The following is an 18113-nucleotide window of genomic DNA, read 5'->3' as shown; positions in this document are numbered from 1 at the left end:
CCGACCACTCTCACGTCGGGCGCGAGGGGCCGGGCGCGGACGTGGGCCGGGCCGAGGTGAGCGCCTCCGGTGTTTCGGCGGCGGGGTTTCCCCGCCAGCGCGTACGAGCCGGAACGTGTTCACCTTTCATCAGGAAGGAGTCGGCGTCGATGTGGGCGGAGTCGTCGATGACGACGCCGTAGTGGACGAACGCGTTGGTGCCGATGGTGCAGTCGTCGCCGATCGCGATGGGGCCGGACTTGAAGACACCGTCCTCCAGGGAATGGGCCTGGAGAGTGCTGCCCGCGTTGAGGGCGCAATTGTCGCCGACCCGGGTGAGGGTGCGCTCGATGATGCCGCAACCGTCGTCGAGGACCCGGTGGCCCATGCGGACACCGAGGAGCCTCCAGACGGCCGGCTTGAGGGGGGTTCCGTTGAGGACGGCGAGATAGGCCGTGGACGGTACCTTCCAGTACCGCTCGTGTCTCCAGAAGTCCTTGTCGTAGATGGAGCAGAAGCGTGGCCGCAGTCCGTGCGGGCCGACCACGGCCCGTTCGACCACCACGAACCAGCCCACGGTGAACGCGAGTCCGAGCACGGCGGAGCAGACCGTTCCCAGCCAGTGCGACACGTCGTCGCCTCCCGAGGGGAGCATGGCGATCAGCACCAGGCCGAAGACGTACAGGATCCGGACGGTCAGGAACAGGGCGACGGTGACGGCGTTGTGGCGGTTCTTGGCCGCGAGCCCGGCGCGGTGCTCGGGTCCCGTGCCCGCCTGGTCGAAGAGGCGGTCGCGTTCGACCGAGCGCGGGATCTCGAAGGGCGGCGAGCCGAGCAGCCCGGTGTTCTCCTTGACCGGGCCACTGACCGGGATCATGGTCTTGGTCGCCAGCAGACAGCCGTCGCCCGTCCTGCCGTCGGCGGGGTAGGCGATGTTGTTGCCCAGGAAGTTGTTCCGGCCGATGACGGCCGGGACGGCGCGGAAGGACGTGCTCGAGAATTCGGCGTTCATCAGGGACAGCCCGTCCGAGACCATCGTCCCGGTGCCCACGTGACTGAGGGTGGGGACTTCGTGCTTGACGACCATGCCGAAGTTGGACCCGGTCTGCTCGAACGGTCTCAGTCGGTAGCCGATGGCGCACAGATAGTGCACGACGGCCGAGCTGTCGCCGAACAGGGCGTTGTAGAAGCGGATGTTGGAGACGCGGGCGGTGGCGCGTTGCAGTGCGAACCGCGCACCGTAGAGCGGGTGCACCACGTTCGGCCTGACCAGGTGGCACAGCAGCCGCGACAGGGCCGAGATCAGGACCGGCCCGAGGACGGCCAGGCCGAGCACCGCGGCGGCGGCGATCCACAGGCTGTCGGTGTAGTACCTCAAGCTGTCCGGGCCGGCCGTCCCGGGGACCGCGTCGGCCAGCGGGGAGGGCCGGGACACCAGCAGCGCGGCGACGGCGGTGCCGCCCACCCCGGCGGTGGCCATGACGGTCAGCAGCCAGACGACGCTGTGGCAGACGCGGCGCACATTGCCGCAACGGGCCGGCGGGACCGTCAGGTACTGGCAGCCGGCCGGCGTCGGCACGGCCGGTGAGCCGTGCCAGCACTGCCCGTCTGGCACGGACTGGCCGGAGTGCAGCGAGGAGGCGTGCCCGAGCTGGGCGGCGTGCCCGAGGCGCACGTCGATGTCGAGGGTGCTGTGCTCGCCGACGAAGGCGCGGTCGCCGATGGTGACGCGGCCGGTCTCGATGAACCCGTCGCGGGCCCGGTAGCCGTTGAGATAGGTGTCCTTGCGGATGACGGCGTCGGCTCCGACGGTGAGCAGGTCGGTGCACACCGGTACCCGGATGGTGAGGATCAGGGCACGGGGTCCGACCCTGGCACCCAGCGCTCTCAGGTACAGCGTGTACAACGGCGTACCGACGGACAGCAGGGCGAGCGGATTGGTGGTGACGAGGGTCTTCACGCACCAGAAGCGGACGTAGGCCATGCTCCACAGGGGGATGCGCCGCGCCGACCACCGGCCGACGAGGGCCCACTTCGCGGCGATCGGCAGCAGTCCCGTCCCGCCCAGCGCCGCGGCACCGAGGACGATCGCGCGCCCGCAGGCGCCGGGCCACCCGTCGGCCTGCCTCACCCAGGCGGTCCCGGCGTCCAGTGCCACCGAGGCGAGGGATACGTAGGCGAGGAACACGAGGAGTTGCGCCGCCGTGCACAGGGCGTACCGAGGGGTGCTCACCATGGGCCCCGGTTCTGGTTCCGGTACCGGTGGTGGCGCCGGGTGCCGCGCCGGTGCGCGGTCGTCCGGTGCGGCCGGTGCCGTCCCGTCCAGGGCCGTGGCGAGGGCGCGTACGGTGGGGTGCAGATAGACGTCCTTCATCGACACGCCGGGCAGGCCCGGGAGGTCGCGGACGGCAGCGTTGAAGTGCGCCATCAGCAGGGAGTTGGCGCCGAGTTCGTCGAAGAAGTGGCTGTCCACGGAGACCCGTTCGACCCGCAGGGTACGGGCCAGCAGCTCGGCCAGCGCCCGTTCGGTGCCGGTCCTCGGCTCCGTGAACCCGCGTCGCGTCGCGAGTCGGCGCGGTCCGGCCGGCGCGGGCAGACGGTTGCGGTCGGCCTTGCCGCTGGGCAGCACCGGTATCGACGGGAGGGGTTCGAGGTAGGCGGGAACCATGTAACCCGGCAGCTGCTCCCGCAGCTGTACGACGACGTGATCGGGGTCCACGACGGCGTCTTCGCGGGTGGTGTAGAACGCGCACAGCTCCACGGTGTCCGGGGCGGCCTCGTGCCGGGTCACCACGGCCTGGGCGATTCCGGGGACGCGGAGCAACACCGATTCGATCTCGGCCAGTTCCACACGGTAGCCGCGGATCTTGACCTGGGTGTCGATGCGGCCGTGATGCTCGATCTCGCCGAGATCGTTGATCCTGCCCAGGTCCCCGGTGCGGTAGATCCTGCCGGACGGGTTGCCGGGAACGCCGAGGAAGTCCGGGACGAAGGCGCGTGCTGTCAGGTCCGGCCTGTTGAGGTAGCCGTCGGCGAGCCCCATGCCGGCGATGGCGATCTCGCCCATCGATCCGGGTGGCAGCACGGTGTTCCCCTCGGGGTCGAGCAGGACCACGGCGTAGGTCGGCAGCGGGACGCCGATCGTCACCGGGCGGTCCGGGTCCAGCAGGGTCCAGGTCGCGGTGACGGTCGCCTCGGTCGGGCCGTACACATTGAGGAACCGCCGGCCGGGCCGGTGCCAGCGGCGGATGAGGTGCTGGGGGCACGACTCCCCGGAGACCAGCAGGAACCGCAGCTCGGACCGGTCCGCGTCCAGCGTGGCCAGCAGGGTGGGGACACAGCACAGCGCGGTGACGTGCCGGTCCCGCAGGAAGGCGTCCAGCTCGGCCCCGACCAGACCGGGCCCGGCCGGCCGGGGCACCAGCGTGGCACCGGCCATCCAGGGCACCCATGTCTCCTCGACGGAGAAGTCGAAGGCGAGGGTCATCCCCTGGTACACCCGGTCCTCGGCGGTGAGGCCGTAGACCTCCGCCGCCACGCGGACGAAGTTGCAGATGGCCGGGTGGCCGATGGCCACTCCCTTGGGGCGGCCGGTGGAGCCGGAGGTGTAGATGACGTAGCAGAGATCGTCGGCCTGCCGGCCGGGGGCGGCGGTGGCGGGCGCGGCGCCGAGGCGTCGGGTGGATCGCCGCGCTATGTCGGCCCGCACCCGGTCGAGGTACACCAGCTCTGTACCGCCCCCGGTGGCACCGTCCCCGGCGGCGAGGTGGGCCGCCCGGTCGTCGAGCCCGGAGAGCGTCAGGACCGTGCGTACGGCGGCGTCGGAGACGATGTACGACAGCCGGTCCGCCGGGAATCCGGGGTCCAGCGGGACGTAGGCCGCGTGTGCCTTCAGTACGCCCAGCATCCCGGTGTAGGCGTCCACCGGGTCGTCCAGCAGCAGCCCGATCCGGTCGCCGGGGCGGGTGCCCCGGTCCAGCAGAAAGCGGGCGAGCTGATTCGCCTTGTCGTCCAGCTGTGCGTAGGTGAGTGTGACATCGCCGGCGTCCACCGCGAGCCGGCTTTCCCGGCCCTGCGCCCGTAGCCGGTCGCACCGCTCCTCGAACAGACGCTCAAGCCGCTCACCGTCCCGCCAACGGGCCGGTCCGCCGTCCCCGGCGCAGGTCAGCAACCCGTCCGGCCGACTCGACGACCGTGGCACCCACGGCCACGCCGGCTCCCGTCCGGGGGTTTCCCTTTCTCTCCGCTCGTCATCCGGGGTCATGATCCGCCACAACAGCTTCGCGCGGATATTGGTGGCACTTAAATTTTACCGCTCCATGCCCATGCCCACCCCTGCCTCCCCACTGCCCGGCACCATCCGTTTCGCTCTCTCGGCGTGCGTCGGCGGGCGGTGAGCCCTTGACTGGAGAGCGAACCGCCGAACGTGCCCCTGGAGGAGAAGTGACTCGACGCTGGACACACCGCGCGACGGGCGTGACGTTGGCCGGACTCGTCGCCTTCACGGGTGTCGGCTGCTCCCAGGGCTCGAGCGGCCCGTCCGGCACGGGGAGCAAGGCGGCCTCCGTCGCCTCTCAGGCTTCCGCGGCGGTGTCGTCCCTCGCCTCGGAGGCTTCCGGCGCGCTGGCGTCGGCCAGCGCGGAGGCGAGGCGGAAGCTGGACGGGATCAAGGGCGGGGTCGACGTCAAAGGTGATGTGAAGCTCGGCAACGTGACCACTGACGGCGAAGGACGTGCCGAGGTCCGGCTCACCCCCGACAACACGACCGACTCGACCAAATCGTTCGCCGTTCAGGTCAACTTCACGGATCCGGGAGGCAACCTCCTGGACACCGCGGTCGTGACCGTGTCGGATGTCCCCGCCGGCAAGAACGGCACGGCCACGGCGCGCAGCAACCGGAAGTTGTCCGGTGACGTGCGGGCCGAAGTCGCCAGAGCCGTGCGGTACTGACGGCCGGCAGCGCACTTCAGGTCGGCCGGTGGGAGGTTGCCGCTCGCCAGGTAGGCGTTGACGGCGTCGTTCACGCAGGCGTTGCCGTAATCGGTGCCGTAGACCGCGTGGCGGAACGAGTCCGTCACCGTGATCATCCGGGACGAGGGCCACCGCGTGTGCATGGCCTGAGCCTCGTCGTACGGCACTCGGGGGTCGCCGGTGGCGTTGAGCATCAGCGCGGGGACGTCGCCGTCGACGGCGGTGGGCCCCTCGCGTGGTGGGGCCCAGAAGGCGCACGGGGTGGTGTTGTTGAGCAGCGGGCCGAACAGAGGATGCCCGTGCCGTGAGCGTTGCACCGCGTGCCAGAACACTTCCGCATCGTGCGGTCCCGGTGTGTCGGCGCACAGGAACGCCGTCTGCGCGCTCGCGTACGCCGAGTCCTGGGCGGACAGCAGGGAGGGCAGCAATTCGGCGAGCGCGGGGTCGGGCTCGGCCCGCCCCTTCGTGGCGGCTGTCTTGAGGGTGCCGGTCATCACCGCGATCTGTGCGTCGGTCGCCTCGGTGTCGGCACCGAGCACCCCGTAGAAGAGCACGGGCACCACGTGTTCGTCCAGCAGGTAGTCACCGACACGCAGCGGCCGGTGGGCGGCCGCCCCGGCGATCCCGGCCACGGTGGCGAGTACGTCGTCGGCGCTCGCCCCCAGCCCGTACGTGCCGTTCCGGGCGGCGGCCCAAGCGGCCCAGTGCCGCAGCGCCGCCTCGTTGGCGCTTTCGGTGCCGTACTCGGGCCACGGGGCGAGGTGGCCCGGTTCGTGCACGCCGTCCAGGACCATCCGGTCGGTGCGGCCGGGGAACATCGCCGTGTACACCTCGCCCAGGTACGTCCCGTAGGAGATCCCCAGGTACGAAAGGCGCTGCTCGCCCAGGGCCGCGCGGACCAGCTCCAGATCGCGGGCGACGTTCCGGGTCGACGCGTGGGGCAGCAGGTCCCGGGCATCGGCGCGGGCGCGGCAGCGTCGCGCGAGGTCCTGCTCGAAGGCGGCCGTGCGGCGGAAGCCGGCACGGTCGTGACCGGCCGACCGGAAGTAGCTGCCGGTTTCCCAGCCGCAGTCCAGCGGGGTGCTCCGGCCGGTGAACCGCGGATCGACACCCACCAGATCGAAACGTGCGCCGGTGGCGCCCAACGCCGTACGACGGGCGGGGAGGAAGTCGATGACCGGATCCCCGGGCCCGCCTTCGTTGACCACCAGGGTGCCGATGCGGTGGGCCGTGTCCGCCGCCGGGATCCGGGCGAGGGCGACGGTCACGGTCCGGCCACCGGGGCGCGTGTGGTCCAGCGGGACGGCCAACCGCGCGCACCGGGCGCCCGCCGCCTCCAGTTCCCTGCCCGCACTGTCGTCGGAGCCGCGCACACAGCTACCCCACCTCAGCTGCGGGGCGGCCGGGGCGGCAACGGCCGTTCTCGGCGCGGCGATCAGGGCGAGGACCGTGGCGAGCGCGGCGGCGACTGCCCGGCCGCGCAAGTAGCGTGTCATGCCGCCGACGGTAGTGCCTACGGGCCCGGCCCGCCGGAGCACGTTCCCGAAGGGCCGAATGCGCCCCCGGCGCGCGGAAGCCCGGTGGACGCCCGGTGGACGCCCGAGGAATACGTGCGGCGTGGCGTCTGAGTACGAGTACTCAGGTGCCGTGGCGACGCCGAGTGGACACTGGCCGACGGCCCGTCACATCCCGAAAGAAGGGGGAAAGCTCGTGCAGGATCCTTTTTCGCCACCGCCTTACCCGTCGCATCCGCCCACGTCACATGTCCCCGCGACCGGGGAGCGGTCGCTCCTGGCGAAGATCGGCATGGCTTTCGGGTGCGTGCTCGCGGCCGTCCTGATACTCAGCGGCCTGGGAGTCCTCGGAGTGATGGTGCTGCTCGCGACCGGCTCGATCCAGTTGTTTCCCAACAAGTGAGGCGGTCGCACATGCTCGATGGACAGACAGCCGACCGAATCCGTGTGCTGGTCGTGCTCAGCCGTCCCGCCGTCGCCGTGCTCCTCGCCCTCTACGTCGCGCTCGGCCTCGGCCAGGCCGGACACGCGGAGGACCGTCTGCTACTGGCGGGGTGCCTCATCCCGGTCATGGCCTTCCTGCTCTGCTCGGTCTGTGTCAACGACCTGTCCGACCGGGCCATCGACCAAGTCAACCTTCCTGGTGACCGGAACCGGCCGCTGGTCACCGCCGCCGCCGGCGGCCGCGAACTCGTGGTCACGGCCGTGGTGTCCGCCGTCGTCGCACTCGGCTCGGCGTTCGTGCTCGGATGCCGCCCCGGGCTGTTGATGCTCGCCGCTCTCGCGGTGAGCGCCGGGTACTCGCTGCGCCCGATCCGCCTCGCCGACCGGGGAGCCGTAGCGGCCCTGGCGCTGCCGGCCTGCTACGTCGCGCTGCCGTACCTGCTCGCCCTCACCGCGGCCCGTTCCGCCGTCCACCCGCGCGACCTGCTGATGTTCCTCGGGCTCTACATCGGCTTCGTCGGCCGGATCCTGCTCAAGGACTTCCGTGATGTGCGCGGCGACACCCTCTTCGGCAAGCGGACGTTCCTGGTCCGGCACGGACGACGCGCGACCTGCCTCTTCAGTGCCTGCGGCTGGACCATCGGCGGCCTCGTCATCCTGGCCGCGACACCTCGGCGCACCCCGGCGCTCGTATGCTCCTACCTCCTCTGCCTCGTTCTCGCGCTGGTGATCCTTCGCACCCTGGCGGGCGAGGTCGGGCACCGGCGTGAGGAGGCGCTCATCACCGGCGCGGCGGCCCTCGGCCGGGGGATGCTGATCCTGCAGCTGGCCCACCTGGCGACGGACCAGGCCGGATGGGACGCGCTCGCGCGGTCGACGGTCATGGGCGCGCTGCTGGCGCTCACGCTCGCTCAGACCGTTGGCATGGTGCGGTACGGTCCGGCAACCGGTCTCACCGTCGCCTCCTTGCTGAGGGAGACGAGCGCGTCGCGAGGGGAACGACCCCGGTCCGGGATTTCAGGGCGTGAGGCCGTCCACGCGGAGGGCGACGGGCCCGGCAGGTGAGGTGATCACGGACTCGGCGTCCTGGTGGCAATGGCCTCCGCACCCTTTCCCGAGTTGATCGTTGTGATGGGTATGACGTTACGACGATCGGAGGGCGCTCCGTGGTGAAGGACGCCGCGGCGGGAGGCAGTCTCTGGCGGCACGGATGCTTCTTCCGGTACTGGCTCGCGAACGCCGTCGACCTCGTGGGCAGCGGGGTCACGCAGGTGGCGCTGCCGCTCGTCGCGGTGGTCGAACTGCACGCCTCCGTCTGGCAGGCCGCGCTGCTCTCGTTCGCCCAGAAGTGCCCGCCCCTGCTGGTGTCGCTCCCCGCCGGGGCGCTCGCGGACCGGCACCGCAAGCGTCCGGTGACGGTGGGCGCGGCGCTGGTGGGCGGTGCGGCCTTCCTCGTCATCCCCCTCGCCGACGCCGTGGGCCGGCTGTCCCTGGGGCTGCTGTACGGGGTGGCACTGGTGGGCTCGGTCGCCGAGGTGTTCGGCTCCACAGCGCGCATCAGCCTTCTCCCGTCGCTGTTGCCCCGCTCCCGGCTGATGGAGGCGAACTCCAAGCTCGGGGGGATCAACTCCCTGGCCGACAGCGCGGGCTCCCAGCTCGGTGCCGTCGTGGTCACCGCCCTCGGCGCCGCCCATGCCGTGTGCCTGGACGTCCTCTCCTACCTGCTCTGCGCGCTGCTCCTCGGGCGTATCCGCACCCACGAACCGGATGTGGCACGTCCGGGCCGGAGGACGACTTTCCGGGGAGAGATCGCTGAGGGGCTGCGCTATGTGTGGTCCCATCCCACGATCCGGCCGCTGGTGCTCGCCGCCACCGCGTACGTCGCCGTCATGGCCTTCCTCACCACGCTGTGGCCGGTCTACCTGCTGCGTTGGCTGCACTACTCGAGTGCGGCGTTGGGCACGACGCTCAGCGTGGCCGCGCTCGGTGGGTTCTGCGGTGCGCTCGTCGTCCGCCCGTTGGTCGCGCGGTACGGCCCGGTGCGCGTCATGCTCGCCGCGCTGGCCCTGGCCCCGTTCACGGTGGCGCCGCTCCTGCTCGCCACGCCGGGCCGCTTCTCGCAGATGGCCGTAGCCCTGGGGATGTTCGTTCAGGTGGGGTGTGCCGTCGCCCAGGGCTCCACCCAGCGCACCGTACGGCAGGCCGCCTGCGATCCCGCGTTGCAGGGCCGCATGCTCGCCACGAGCCGGTGGGTCGTCTACGGCTCCCAGCCGGTGGCCGCCCTTCTCGCCGGCGCGGTCGGGACCTGGTACGGCCTGTGGGACGGCCTGGCCCTCGGCGCCGCCGCCCTGGCCGTCCCGTTCCTGGTCCTGCGCTTCTCCTCGCTTCCCGACTCGCTCCCCGACGCGCTTCCCGACTCGCGCCCTGGCTCGCGCCCTGGCTCGCCTTCCAATGTGCCTTCCGGTGTGCCTCGGGTCACCGCTGTCCTCGAAGAATCCCCTCGGTCACGCACGTGCCCGCACGACGAAAGCGATGCCTCATGAACCCTGGAGAAGATCCGGGCCGGCCCCGTCCTTCCCGTCCCACCGGACGGTACGTTCCCGCCAGAGGGATCTACACGGAGTCGGCGCGCCTTCAGCGGCTCGCCTGGTTCCGTTCCACGACCCGGCTGGAGCTCGACTCCTTGCAGCACACACAGCTCGACGCCGGGAAACTGACGGGAAACATCGAGGGTTTCGTCGGCGCCGTCGAAATCCCGGTGGGCGTCGCCGGTCCCTTGCTTATCCACGGGGAGAACGTCCAGGGCGAGGTCCATGCCCCCATGGCGACCACGGAAGGTGCCCTGGTCTCCTCGGCGACGCGGGGCGCCCTGGCCGTCACCATGGCAGGCGGTGTCAGTACTCGCGTGCTCTCGCAGACGATGACCCGGGCACCCGTGTTCGCCTTTTCCCGGCTGGCGGCCGCGAGCCGTTTCGCCTCGGTGATTCCCCAGCACCTCGACGCGCTCCGCACGGCCGTTCGGCAGGTCTCCGACCATGCCCGGCTCCTCTCGGTCCAGCCCTTGGTGGTGGGCAGGACCGTTCATCTGAAATTCCGGTACACCACCGGGGACGCGGCCGGGCAGAACATGACCACGGCCTGTACTTGGCACGCTTGCCAGTGGATCCTGGACCAGCCTCATCTGATCGGGGCCGAAGAGCTCGAATCCTTCATCGTCGAGGGAAACACCTCGGGCGACAAGAAGGCGTCGTCCCAGGCCATGGCGGAGGGCCGCGGCATCAGAGTGTCCGCCGACTGTCTCCTGCCCGGGGGAATCGTCGAGCGGGTCCTGAAGACCACGCCCGACGAATTGGTCAGGGGCTACCAGCACATCGCGGCCGGGGCCGTGCACAGCGGAGTTCTGGGCTCCAACGCGAACACCGCCAATATGGTGGCGGCGTTGTTCACCGCCACGGGGCAGGACATCGCCTGTGTTCACGAGTCGAGCCTGAGCCAGTTCGTCCTCGAACGGAGGCCGGAAGGCGTCTACGCGAGCATCACCCTCCCCGGTCTGGCCATCGGCACGGTCGGGGGCGGCACTCACCTCCCCGCGCAACACGAACTTCTGGAGTCGATGGGGTGCACGGGCCGGGGGAGCGCGGCACGGCTGGCGGAAATCATCGCCGGTTTCGCCCTGGCCCTGGATCTCTCGACGGTCTCGGCCGCCGCTTCCGGCCAGTTCGCCAGCGCCCACGAACGCCTCGGCCGCAACCGGCCGGTCCGCCGGTTTCAACTCGACGAGCTGGACGCCGCGTTCTTCGAATCGGCGCTGGGCGACTCCGGGATGCCGGGCGTCAAGGTCACAGGTGTCGAGGCAGTGAGCATTCCCATGGGTCCCAGCGTCCTTTCCGAGCTGACGTCGCGGACGGTGAAGAAGGACGTCGGCCTCTTCCCGATGCAGCTGAAGATCGAGCGTGACGACGTGGCGGACAAGCTCGACGTCATGGTCAAGGTCAAGCCCACCGACCGGGAGGTCATCAAGATGGCCGGGCTGGCCGCCGCTCTGTGCGGCGGTCCGGTGGCCACCCACTACCGCGCGTTCGACCGGCGCCTCGGATTCGTGGGATGCGATGTGCGCGAACTGGCCCTCTACGAGCAGACCGACACCCGCTTCACCAGCCTCGTGCCGAAGCAGTACCGAACCCATCGTGACGACCGGCGGGAGACGTACGTCATCGTGATGGAGTGCCTTCGCGACATGGAGCTGATGGACACGTCGGACCGGGGGCGCGGCTGGTCGCGCCGGCATTTGACCATCGCCCTGCGCGACCTCGGGCAACTCCACTCCGTCTGGTACGGCAAGGAATCGGCGCTCCGCCGGATGCCGTGGATCGGTCATGTTCCCAATGCCCCGGACATGGTGGAGATGAGGGACTTGTGGCTGGCCCTGGCCGACCATTCGGCGCAGGAGTTCCCCGAGATCGTCAGCGGACGCCACCACGACCGGCTTCTCGACTGCATCGGGACCATCGACCGCTGGTGGCCGCGGATCGAGGCCATGCCCAGAACGCTCGTGCACAACGACTTCAATCCCCGTAACCTCGCCATCCGTGCGGACGGCAGGCTCTGCGCGTACGACTGGGAGCTCGCCACTCTCCACATTCCGCAGCACGACCTGGCGGAACTGCTCTGCACCGCCCTGGAGCCCGCCGACATCGACGCGGCGGTGGTCCGGGAGCTCTCGGAAGTCCACCGCAGATCGCTCGAGACCCACACCGGGGCGGCCATCGACAAGGACCGGTGGGAATCCGGGTACCGCCTCGCCCTCAAGGACCTGGCGGTCAACCGCTTCGGGCTCTACTTCGTGGCGCACACGGTACGCCATTACGGCTTTCTCGAGCAGTGGTGGCGGAATCTCTGGGCGCTGATCGATCTGGCGGAGACCGCGGACGGGAGCTGACCCCGGTCCGGGTGACGATTTTCTTCCGCCGGATACGGTCTCGATATGAGCTCGTCCGATCGTAACCTCGGGCGAGCATTTCCGTTAGACCAACCGGGTGGGGGTCGACGGGAATGCCACAGGGTGTGTCGGCTGCTTTTCCCGCCCTTCTTGCATCACATCATCGGAAAAACAAAGGAAAAGGCGGACCAGTGCGTTCACTGAAGCGATTCGCGGTTCTGTCCGGCATGGCCCTGGCGGTCCTGGCCTCCCCCGCGAGCATCGGGGCCGCGAGTGCTGACACGATCGATGCGGGGGCGGGCGGTCTGCTGTCCAGCATCGGAAGCAGGAACGCCTCGGCGCACTCCAACCTGTGCGGCGCCAGCAGGGTGGGCCTGCTCAACGACCGCACCTGTGTCACCCGGCGCGACTCCCACAAGGGCCACGGCAACGACCGCCAGGTGACCGGCCCGAGCGGTGGTCTGCTCTCCAACATCGACTCCCGCAACGCCTCCGGGTTCAGCAACAACTGCGGGACGGACACCATCGGTGTCCTCAACCACACCACCTGCGTCGCCGAAGAGAAGTAAGGACGCCGGCGAGCGCCGGTCGTTGTGTCGAGACGCCTGTCCGGCCCCGCCCCGCGTGCGTTCGGGTGGGGCCGGACAGGCGTCTCGTGTCCCGGACTGCGGCGAGGGCGTCAGGAACGTCCCTCGCCCTCCTGCCCCTCGCCTTCCAGGGGAAGGTGTACGTCCAGCAGGCAGACGTCATCGCGTTGCCGGCCCGAAAGCAGCCGGTCCAGCAGCGGCTGAAGCGATCCGTCGTCCGCTTCCCCGAGCTCACGCCGGGCCGCCTCGGCGAAGCGGTCGAAGCCTTCGTCCAGGTGCTCACAAGGGCGCTCGATCAGTCCGTCCGTGTACAGCAGCAGGTGGTCGCCGGGCTCGATGCGGCACTCGGCCTCGCCGTAGTGCGGCTGTGGCGTGGCGCCCAGCAGCATGCCCTCGGGCGGGGCGAGGTAGTCCGTCTTGCCCTGCCGCACCAGCAGTGGCGGTGGATGGCCGGCCTGCGCCCAGGTCAGGCAGCGGCGGGCGGGGTCGTAGCGGCCGAGCACCATGGTGGCGGTGGAGTGGTGCCCGTCGTGGGCATGCAGCAGCAGGGTGTTGAGCCGGTGGAGCGCGCCGGTCAGTGAGGAGCCGGTGAAGACCATGCCCTTGGCGGTGAAGCGCAGCTGCGCCATGGTGGCCACCGCGTCGATGCCGTGCCCGGCGACGTCGCCGACGGCGAACAGCACGCTGCCGTCCGGCATTTCCAGGGCGCTGTACCAGTCGCCGCCCACATTGAGGTCGTCGTGCGAGGGCAGATAGGCCACGTCCACCCGCAGGTCCGCCAGGTTCAGCGACTGCCCGGGCAGCGGCAGCAGCGCGTGCTGCAGGCGGGCGGCGACGGTCCGTTCCGCCTCCAGCACGTTGCGCTGCGCCTGGACGGCCTGCTGGGACTCGGTCAGGGCCAGCTCGGCGCGGCGCCGGGCGGTGAGGTCCTGTACGAAGCCGTGGACCTCCACCGGGGTGCCGTCGGCGTCCGGCACCACTTCGGCGACCATCCTCAGATGCCGCACCCCGGCAGCCGTCCTGATCCGGAACGGATGGTCGAGGGGAGTTCCCCGGCCGAGGAGTTCCCGGAGCTCCCGGGCGAAGGCGGGCAGGTCCTCGGGCAGCAGACGGCTGGGCAGTTCCTCCAGCGACATCGGGCCCAGCGACCGGTCCCGGTCGAGGATGTCGTAGACCTGGGGTGACCAGGTGACGGTGTCGGCGGCCAGGTTCCAGTCCGCCCAGCCGAGGTTGCCGACCCGCTGGAGGTCGGCCAGCAGTTGCCGCTGGCGGTCGGCCTCGTCCTCGCAGGCCCAGGTGATCACCAGCCGGTCGTCCAGCTTGGCGGCCCGCAGCCTGTAGGTGGAGTGCTGCCGGACTCCGGCCGTCACCTCTTGGTAGGGGAAGGAGCCGGTCTCGAAGACCACGCCGGTGCGCAGGGTATCCAGATAGCCGTTCCAGACCGAGGAACCGGCCACGGTCGGGTAGCACTCCAGTAGTCGCGCCCCCACCAGCTGTCGGCCTTGCCTCCCGGCGACGTCGACCGAGCCCGGGGCGGCGGCATCGACGCGGAAGTCCTCGACCTGGCCGGCCGCCGACCGCAGGGGGGTGAGCAGTACGGCCGCCCCGGGGAGTGCGTCGAAGACCGCCTGCACCCGCTGCGCGGTGCGGTCGGTGCGGTCGTCGGTCCGTGCGCGGGACGCGCCGATCATGCTCAGGCTTCCCGCGCACAGCGGAGCGACCTGCCGGAGCAGTTCGCGTACCGCCGGCTCGAACGGTGCGTCCGTGGTGCGCAGTACGCCCAGGGCCGCGGTGACCGTGCCACCGGTGACCACCGGGAGCCAGGCGCGGGTGGGCCACCGGGAAGCGGGCTCCCCGATCAAGTGATAATGCTCTATGTCGTGTTGGTGGTCCTCCAGCCACACAGGCTCGCCGCGCCGGATCACGTCCAGGGCGGCCACCCCGGCGACGGGCGGCACATGCCGCCATTGGGTGGCCACGGTGGCCCCGACACCGGCGTGCCCGCTCAGTTCCAGGGCGCTGTCACCGGTACGGGTGTAAAGCATCACGGCGTCGGCTTGTACCGGAGCCGCGGCCAGGTGGTCCAGGAGTCGCCAGGCCAGGTCATGAGGATCGGTGACGCCGGCCAGGGCCTCGCCCAGAGCGCCGAGTGTGATCGTCTCCGGGGGATTCGACGGGTTCGATGCGTTCAAAGGGGGCGAAGGATTCGACGGGTTCGGCGGATTCGGCCGGGACGGCGGACTCGGGACGTCGGTGGCTGCGCGCCGGGTGCCACGGGTGGAGTCGAACACCGAACCGCCGCCGGGCGCGTCGGTCGTAACGGGCGGCCGCTCGTCCTCCCGGGCGGCGGGCACGGTCGGACGCTGGTGGATCTCGCCGAGGACTATCCAGCACTCCTCCGTCAACGTGCGGCTGCCGGCCGCCGCACGCCGGGTCAGCTCCTCGTACGCCGCCGGAGCCGAGCAGCCGGAACGGGCCATCAGCACGCCCTTGGCACGTTCCAGCACGGCCGTGGTGGACGCCTGGCGCTCCAGCCGCTCGTTGTCGGCCCGTAGCTTGGCCACCACTTTGCCCAGTGCGACCACGGCAGGCAGTGTGGCGGGGTCCTCGTCGCGAACAGACTCGGTCGTCACGCCCTTGAGCATGGCACACCCCTCGCCCTGACGACCCGACCGATTTCTGACTTGGCCGGACCTGCGGCAGGATAGGGGCCGGGTATGTGCTCACTTCGGTGGGTCTTTGCCGCCCCCTTGCTTGCGTGTGCGCGCTGTGGCGCCTGAGCGTTCGCGCCTCATGGTTGTTCACACCATCGAGGTCACCACAGAAGCGGCATTGTCCAGGGTGGCCGGCCTGCCGTGCGGGGTCGACGTCCTGCCGCCCGTGCAGCGTCTGCGGCACGACCGCACAGGCCGGCTCGCCGGGCGGCACCGACGGACGGTCGTCTGACGACGGATTTTCAGTAGCGGTCGGTTCCTGCTCGAGGAGCGATACGCGAAGCGCCGAGATATCTGGCGATGGGGAGTACATGGGCTCCGATGACCAGCGGTCGGTCCATTGGGGTGGTGGTTTCGAGCCTCAGCTTTCCACCGTCGAACTCGGCATTGTTGGTGACGCCGTCGCCGGTCGGAACGAAGAACGGCCACAGGCCCGCAGCCGCTTTCGCCTTGATGACCTGCTGGTCCTCGGGGGAGAAGACGGCATCCGAGGTGACCACACTCCTGAGCCTTTCCACCACGATCAGTGAGGCGATCGCCCGCTGGAGCCTCCCGGACTTCTCGCCGAACGCCATGTCCCAGTAAAGGCGGGGATTCGAGGCCCAGGGGGGAATCGTCTGCTTGGTGTAGGCCACGTGAAGTTGACTCGAATCGTACCAACAGGGGTCAGGATTGACCGCCCAGAGCGCATACGCACCCAGTTCGGCCTTGACCGTCACCACACTCCGGGCGAATCCGGTGGTCGTTGTGTCGAACTGATCGGCGCCGGACCACAGGCCCGAGAAGTCCTTGTTGACCCCTCTGGTCCAGGTGCCGGAAACATCACCGCTCGTTGTCGTACTGTCAAAAGAAATCGTCGCGGATGAGGAGTTCCTGAGCAGGCTCAGCAACTCCCTGATACCGCCCAGGTATTCGGCCGGTTTGGGGGGCGGCCCCTGATACGAGCGGAGAAACCTCTGCAGTGCTCTCAGGCGTACGATGTCCCGCAGCACGGACGCGCCCTCGTTGGCGATATCAGGGTGGTGTGTCATGGCCCAGGCGTAGAAGACATCGGGCAGCCTGTCCTCGCCCGGCTGGGGCGTCAGTCCTCTGACGTAGGCGAGCCATTCCTGATGGACGCCCGAGCCGATCGCCGCCACGAGGGTGCTCTCCGGGACGGACAGTTCCTGAATCACGGTGGTGTACTCGTCGAAGAAGGACGTGCTCTCGGCCAGTTGACGGTCGAACGTGAGAGACGCGGGCGGAACGACGTTCTCCCGGGCCCACAGCTTGATGTCGGACAGTTCCACCAGGGGAGCGGGCTGGATGAGCTGGGCGGTCGAGGGAGAAGCGGGCAAGTTCTTCAATACGGCGTTGTACCAGCGGTTCTGGAGCTCGGCCATCGGGTTGGGCGGAGGCTGCACGGTTGGCATGGCGCCGGCCTTCCGTCGTTTTTCCCTGGGCGTTTCCGAACTGCCGGTGAGCCGGCGGGCGGCCGCCGGCTCACCGGGCTGCCCGGCCATCGGCGTCGCCGCCGACCAGGGCGCTACTGCTCGCGCGCTGCCGGTGTGTAGCCGAGGAAACGGCTGATCGGCAGGACGTTGACCCCGATCACCACCGGAACGCCCGGAGCGGACGCGGTGGTGATCGTGGTCCCGCCTGAACCGCTGAACTGTGTGTTCGTTGTCATTCCGTACTCTCCGCGGCCGTTGTAGAACGGCCAGAGCCCGAAGCCCGCGTTTCCGCGGATGATCTGCTGGTCCTGCTGGCTGAACGAAGTTTTGGCCGTCACGGTGATTTCCATGGTGTCGGCCACCATCAGATTGATCGCGACCCGCTGGATGTTTCCCGAGGCGCCGAACGTGTTGTCCCAGGTGATCGCGCTACCGCTACGCCACGGCGGGTCGCCCTTCTTGGTGTAGGCGGTGCCGAGGGCGGACGAGCCGTACCAGGCTCCCGCGTTGGTCTGGAAGTTCAGCACGTGCCCGAAGGAGGCGGTGACGGTGAGCTCGCTCTGCGAGAAGTACTCACTCAGACGCTCGGTGCTCTCGCTACTTCTCCACAGGCCGAACAGTACGGAGCGCCGCCCCGAGCTCCACGTCCTGCTCACGTCCGAGCTCGTGGTGGCGCTGCGCATCTCGAAAGCCCGCCGAGGCGCTTGCGAGAGGTCCTGCACCAGGGCGTCGTACCCCCGGACCCAGTCCGGTGGCGCGGGCGGTCTTTGCATGTAGGGCATCAGAGCCTGCTGCGCGCCGCCGATCGGGTCGAGGATGATGGCCGCGTACGCCGACGCTCCCTGCTGCGCGACGTCGGGCGCGTTCACCATCGCCCAGTTGAAGAATACGTCGGGGAACTGGTTCGCCGGAGGTATCGGCTTCAGCGACTGCAGGTATTTCACGAAGTTCTCGAAGTTCTCCTGACCGATCTCCTGCTTGATGTCGACCCTGGTCGCCGGCCGCAGTGCGGACAGGACGCCCTTGTAGTCGGAGAAGAGCTGATTTCCGCCGCTCTGCGTGTAGTTCTGGTCCAGCGAGAGCGGCGGGATGTTGTTGAGGAAGGACCAGAGGAATCTGTCCCCGCCGTCCGAGGTGATCGGCGCCGCCGGCTGGAGGAGCTGGAAGGTTTGATTCGACTGGCCCAGACCTTCGACCAGCGCGTTGTAGAGCTGGTTCTGAACCGTGATGAACGGCATGGGACAACTCCCTTTGACGGGTACCGGGAAGGGGGATGGACAAATGAAGGACTTTTGCTGGCCACGGTCGCTTCTTTGCCGTCACGAGAATCGGCCCGGACATGATGCTCGCGCGTGTGACGGATAACAACCATTGGGTTTTCGGGATCAGTGCATACTGGCCATGACCGCTTGATACCGGCACCTCTCATCCGGTCGGCACCCTCTCGCGCGAGGGCGCCTGCCTGATCAGCCCCGGCAAGATCCGGTATGCCGCCACAGCCGTTTGGTCATATCGTCGGTACGTGGGCATGC

Annotated in this window: 9 protein-coding genes; 4 read left to right on the top strand and 5 right to left on the bottom strand. The window is 69.5% G+C overall.

Annotated features, from left to right (window positions below; genetic code table 11):
- Positions 1 to 10: 10 nt before the first annotated feature.
- Together IE096_RS08460 and IE096_RS08455 are read right to left on the bottom strand one after the other, a co-directional pair.
- Positions 11 to 4243: a Pls/PosA family non-ribosomal peptide synthetase gene (locus IE096_RS08460; RefSeq protein WP_189450211.1), complete on the bottom strand. Its 4233-nt coding sequence runs from the start codon at positions 4241 to 4243 to the stop codon at positions 11 to 13.
- Positions 4244 to 4769: 526 nt separating this feature from the next.
- Positions 4770 to 6446 carry an alpha/beta hydrolase gene (locus tag IE096_RS08455; RefSeq protein ID WP_308430325.1) on the bottom strand — a complete coding sequence of 559 codons (1677 nt, stop codon included), beginning with the start codon at positions 6444 to 6446 and terminating at the stop codon, positions 4770 to 4772.
- 432 nt (positions 6447 to 6878) lie between these two features.
- On the opposite strand from IE096_RS08455, the gene IE096_RS08450 reads away from it, so the two are divergent.
- The 4 genes from IE096_RS08450 (at position 6879) to IE096_RS08435 (ending at position 12416) form a co-directional block, all read left to right on the top strand.
- Positions 6879 to 7973, top strand: a complete 1095-nt coding sequence (locus IE096_RS08450) for a UbiA prenyltransferase family protein (RefSeq protein ID WP_189450209.1) — start codon at positions 6879 to 6881, stop codon at positions 7971 to 7973.
- 101 nt (positions 7974 to 8074) lie between these two features.
- Positions 8075 to 9451: an MFS transporter gene (locus IE096_RS08445; RefSeq protein ID WP_189450207.1), complete on the top strand. Its 1377-nt coding sequence runs from the start codon at positions 8075 to 8077 to the stop codon at positions 9449 to 9451.
- On the top strand, positions 9448 to 11847 hold the full coding sequence (locus tag IE096_RS08440) for a hydroxymethylglutaryl-coenzyme A reductase family protein (protein WP_189450205.1): 2400 nt from the start codon (positions 9448 to 9450) through the stop codon (positions 11845 to 11847). Before IE096_RS08445 ends, IE096_RS08440 begins: the two co-directional genes overlap by 4 nt.
- A 191-nt stretch (positions 11848 to 12038) precedes the next feature.
- The gene (locus IE096_RS08435; protein ID WP_229820046.1) at positions 12039 to 12416 is read left to right on the top strand and encodes a hypothetical protein; all 378 of its coding nucleotides are present in this window, start codon (positions 12039 to 12041) and stop codon (positions 12414 to 12416) included.
- Positions 12417 to 12526: 110 nt separating this feature from the next.
- Here the strand turns inward: IE096_RS08435 and IE096_RS08430 are convergent, their stop codons facing one another.
- The 3 genes from IE096_RS08430 to IE096_RS08420 form a co-directional block, all read right to left on the bottom strand.
- A complete protein-coding gene (locus tag IE096_RS08430; protein WP_229820045.1) occupies positions 12527 to 15067 on the bottom strand; it encodes a SpoIIE family protein phosphatase in 2541 nt (846 codons plus the stop codon).
- A gap of 323 nt (positions 15068 to 15390) precedes the next feature.
- Positions 15391 to 16650, bottom strand: a complete 1260-nt coding sequence (locus tag IE096_RS08425) for a hypothetical protein (RefSeq protein WP_189450201.1) — start codon at positions 16648 to 16650, stop codon at positions 15391 to 15393.
- Between the two features lie 23 nt (positions 16651 to 16673).
- Complete coding sequence (locus tag IE096_RS08420) at positions 16674 to 17819, bottom strand: hypothetical protein (protein WP_189450199.1); 1146 nt, start codon at positions 17817 to 17819, stop codon at positions 16674 to 16676.
- Between the last annotated feature and the right edge of the window lie 294 nt (positions 17820 to 18113).

This window comes from Streptomyces abikoensis (assembly GCF_014648775.1).
GTDB lineage: Bacteria > Actinomycetota > Actinomycetes > Streptomycetales > Streptomycetaceae > Streptomyces > Streptomyces abikoensis.
The sequence above is the reverse complement of the archived record's forward strand: the minus strand, read 5'-3'. Positions and strand labels throughout refer to the sequence as shown.

Coding starts and splice junctions, on each gene's coding strand:
- IE096_RS08420 (WP_189450199.1), bottom strand. CDS start 17,819: ATGCCGTTCATCACGGTTCAGAACCAGCTCTACAACGCGCTGGTCGAA.
- IE096_RS08440 (WP_189450205.1), top strand. CDS start 9,448: ATGAACCCTGGAGAAGATCCGGGCCGGCCCCGTCCTTCCCGTCCCACC.
- IE096_RS08460 (WP_189450211.1), bottom strand. CDS start 4,243: ATGACCCCGGATGACGAGCGGAGAGAAAGGGAAACCCCCGGACGGGAG.
- IE096_RS08455 (WP_308430325.1), bottom strand. CDS start 6,446: ATGACACGCTACTTGCGCGGCCGGGCAGTCGCCGCCGCGCTCGCCACG.
- IE096_RS08425 (WP_189450201.1), bottom strand. CDS start 16,650: ATGGCCGGGCAGCCCGGTGAGCCGGCGGCCGCCCGCCGGCTCACCGGC.
- IE096_RS08450 (WP_189450209.1), top strand. CDS start 6,879: ATGCTCGATGGACAGACAGCCGACCGAATCCGTGTGCTGGTCGTGCTC.